This is a genomic window from Kribbella sp., assembly GCF_035655035.1.
Lineage (GTDB): Bacteria > Actinomycetota > Actinomycetes > Propionibacteriales > Kribbellaceae > Kribbella.
Map to the genome: position 1 here is coordinate 1 of NZ_DASRVN010000738.1, position 3,592 is coordinate 3,592.

Below are 3,592 nucleotides of genomic sequence, written 5' to 3' on the forward strand. Positions count from 1 at the left end.
GGCCGGAGTCGTGCTGGTCGGCCTGTCGATCCAGAGCAACGGCTCCAGCGATCAGGCGGACGTGTCCAAGGCGACGTCGACGCCCTCGGGTCCGGCGAAGTCGGAGGACCCGGGCCTGGCTCGTCGTACGGCCGGCGATCCGCTGGCGCTCGGGCGGGCGGATGCTCCGGTGGCGATCGTGGAGTACGCCGATTTCCGCTGCCCGTTCTGCGCCAAGTTCACCCGCGAGACGCTGCCCGAGCTGGTGCGGCAGTACGTCGACAAGGGCCTGGTCCGGTACGAGTTCCGTGATCTCCCGATGTTCGGCGAGGAGTCGTGGCAGGGGTCGATCGCGGGGCGTGCGGCGGCGCGGCAGGGCCGGTTCTGGGAGTTCCTCCACGCGGTGCATCAGGCCGCGCCGGAGCACGGGCATCCGCCGCTGCCGCGCACCACGTTGATCGGCTTCGCCAAGAAGGCCGGAGTTCCGGACCTGGCCCGGTTCGAGCGGGACCTGTCCGACCGGGACCTGCGCAAGGCGGTCGAGTCCGACGCGCAGGAGGCGCAGCAGCTCGGGCTGACCTCGGTGCCGTTCTTCGCCATCGACAACGTCGCGGTGTCCGGTGCGCAGCCGATCTCGGTGTTCCAGCAGGTCATCGACGAACGGCTGAAGGTGCACAACGCCGGCGGCGAGCGCTGAGATGGAGCTGCACGCCGGAGTCCAGGTCGGGCTCGCGGCCGCCCTCCTCGCCGGGCTCTTGAGTCTGCTGAGCCCGTGTTCGGTGATGCTGCTCCCGGCGTTCTTCTCGTACACGTTCGAGGATCCGCGGCGGCTGATCGGTCGTACGGTCGTCTTCTACGCCGGACTACTCACCACCCTCGTGCCGCTCGGCGTCCTCGCCGGCAGCTTGGGCTCCTTCCTCACCGAGCACCGCGGCACGCTCGGGAGCATCGCGGCGTACGTCCTGATCGCCTTGGGCTGTTACCAGGCTCTGGGTCTGCGCCTGCCGGGCCGCACCAGCGCGCCGGCACGCGGTACGTCGGCTGTCTCGGTCTACCTACTCGGCACCGTCTACGGACTGACCGGGGCTTGCTCGGGTCCGTTGCTGGGTTCGGTTCTCACGTACGCCGCCTTCGGTGCGAGCCCGGCGTACGGCGGACTCGTGATGGCGGTGTTCGCGCTCGGGATGGCGGTTCCGTTGTTCGTGCTGGCGCTGGTGTGGAAGCGATTCCCGCGCACCAGGGTCGCCGTACGGCCACGGATGGTGGAGGTCGGGCCGGTCCGGACGACCTGGACGCAGATCGTCTCCGGTGTGGTCACTGCCGCGATCGGCGTTCTCGTGCTGGTGACGGACGGGTTCGCGGCGATCGGTGGCCTGAACTCCGTAGACTCCCAGTTCGCCTTGGAGGAACAGGCCGGGCGGCTGGCTGCGCAGGTGCCGGACACGGCCCTGATCGGTGTCGTGCTGCTGGTCGTGGCCGGTGTCGGTGCGGTCGGGGTCCGGCGTTCCCGGCGTACGGCAACTAAGCTGCCCCAAGGCATAGTGACCAGAACGGACGAGCCAGAGTGAGCCGCAACCCGAGTGCAGCCGATCGCGCGCATGCCTACGTTCGTGGCGGGATCATGGACGGGACGTATCCGCCTGGCGCGATGCTGAGCGAGAACGAGGTGGCCGCGGCGCTGTCGATGAGCCGTACTCCGGTGCGGGCGGCGCTGGTTCGGCTGCAGGACGAGGGCTGGGTCAGGATCTACGCGCAGCGGGGCGCTCTGGTCCGGGAGCTGACGCCCACGGAGATCCGCGAGTCCGCCGAGGTTCGTCATGCACTGGAGTCCGCGGGGGTACGCCGAGCAGGCCCGCGTGAGCGAGAGCAGCTCGCCGAAGACCTCGCCGCGCAGCTCGACGAGCAGGAGCAGGCCCTGCGTGACGGGGACTTCCCGACATTCACCACCCTGGCGATGCGGTTCCACCGGAGCTTCGTCGAGCTCGGCGGCAACGCTACGATGCTGGCGCTGTACGACCGGCTTCAGGACCGCCAGCAGCTCTCGATCATCCACAGCGTCGGCCGGATCTCGGACGATCCGCGACAGGTGATCGCCGAGCACCGCGCCCTCCTGGTCGACGCCGAGGCCGGCGACTGGGCAGCCTTTGCCTCCCACCTCGACGAGCACCAGTCCCGCAGCCACGCCCTCGAGAACGGCAGCCCGGTCACCACAGGCCGTCGATGACCAGCTCACGTCGGTCCAGTCGTACCGTGGAAGACATGCATCTCGACGCCGCCCGCAGTACGTCGGTCTTCGATGAGGTTGTGGATCGCCGTACGTCGAACTCGATGAAGTGGGCGTTCGGCCACGAGCTGCTCGCCCCGGACGAAGCTGCTGCCGACCCATTGCCGATGTGGGTGGCCGACACCGATTTCAAGGCACCACAGGCCGTGCTGGACGCTCTGCACGAGGCGGTCGACTACGGGATCTTCGGCTATCCCGGCGGTCCGACGGCGAGTTACCTGGACGCGGTCGTGGGCTGGCAGGCGCGGCGGTTCGGGTGGGACGTGCCCCGGGAGTGGGTGCTGCAGACGGCGGGAGTCATCACGACGTTGAAGACGGTCGTACAGGCGTTCTCCGCGCCCGGTGATTCGGTGCTGATCCAGCCGCCGGTCTACGCGCACTTCCACGACGACGTACGGCTGAACGGGCGGCGGCTGGCGTATGCGCCGCTGGTGCGGACCGACGACGGCTACCGCTTCGACGCCGGTGTCTTCGAGGGCGCGATCCGGCCGGACACGAAGCTGTTCATCCTGAGCCATCCGCACAACCCGACCGGGAACGTGTGGTCGGAGGACGAACTGCGCGCGATGGGGGAGATCTGCGCGCGCCACGGTGTCCTGGTGGTCTCCGACGAGATCCACGAGGACCTCATCCTGAACCGGGCCAAGAAGCACATACCGTTCGCCTCGCTCGGACCGGAGTTCGCCGCCAACAGCATCACGTGCACTTCGCCGAGCAAGACGTTCAACCTGCCGGGACTGCAATGCGCCAACGTGTTCGTACCCGATTCGCGACGGCGGGAGGAGCTTGCCCGGCAGTACGAGCGCAACGTCTTCCCGATCGGAAACCTGCTGGGCATGGTCGCCGCCGAGGCCGCCTACACCCACGGCGAACCCTGGCTCGAAGAGCTGCTGGCCTACCTGCGCGCTAACCACACCCGCTTCGCCGACGCTGTGAACAGCGCCACCGACAAGATCCGCGTACTGCCGGCGGATTCGCTCTATCTGACCTGGATGGACTGCCGCGGCCTGGGGATGGACGCCGCGACGCTGGACAAGTTCATGCTCACCAAGGCCCGGCTCTGGCTGGACAAGGGCCAGAAGTTCGGCCTCGAAGGCCACGGCTACCTGCGAATCAACCTCGGCTGCCCCCGCTCCACGGTCGAGGAAGCCATCACCCGCCTCACCACCGCCCTCACCGACCGGTAGCAGGGCGGGCGGGTAGTCAGCCGTGGGCGCGGAGCAGGGGGATGACGCCGCCGGCCAGGAGCATGTCGACCTGGTGTTTCGACAGCCGGTGGCGCAGCTCGATGGTTCGGTCGCCGACCCGCGCCTCGAGTACGTCGGACGT

General features: G+C 68.7%; 4 protein-coding genes. All 4 read left to right on the plus strand.

What is annotated here, in order from left to right; genetic code table 11:
• A partial coding sequence (locus VFF46_RS37960; RefSeq protein ID WP_325042113.1) for a DsbA family protein occupies positions 1-676 on the plus strand: 676 nt, incomplete at its 5' end.
• A gap of 1 nt (position 677) precedes the next feature.
• Positions 678-1,547 (plus strand): cytochrome c biogenesis CcdA family protein, encoded by an 870-nt coding sequence (locus VFF46_RS37965; RefSeq protein ID WP_325042114.1) that lies wholly within the window; start codon positions 678-680, stop codon positions 1,545-1,547.
• On the plus strand, positions 1,544-2,203 hold the full coding sequence (locus VFF46_RS37970; protein ID WP_325042115.1) for a GntR family transcriptional regulator: 660 nt from the start codon (positions 1,544-1,546) through the stop codon (positions 2,201-2,203). The genes VFF46_RS37965 and VFF46_RS37970 overlap by 4 nt, the downstream gene beginning before the upstream one ends.
• Before the next feature lie 35 nt (positions 2,204-2,238).
• Complete coding sequence (locus tag VFF46_RS37975) at positions 2,239-3,450, plus strand: MalY/PatB family protein (RefSeq protein ID WP_325042116.1); 1,212 nt, start codon at positions 2,239-2,241, stop codon at positions 3,448-3,450.
• Positions 3,451-3,592 lie beyond the last annotated feature (142 nt).

Excerpts from the sequence above, each read along its gene's own strand:
- VFF46_RS37965 (WP_325042114.1), top strand. The coding sequence starts at position 678 with ATGGAGCTGCACGCCGGAGTCCAGGTCGGGCTCGCGGCCGCCCTCCTC.
- VFF46_RS37975 (WP_325042116.1), top strand. The coding sequence starts at position 2,239 with ATGCATCTCGACGCCGCCCGCAGTACGTCGGTCTTCGATGAGGTTGTG.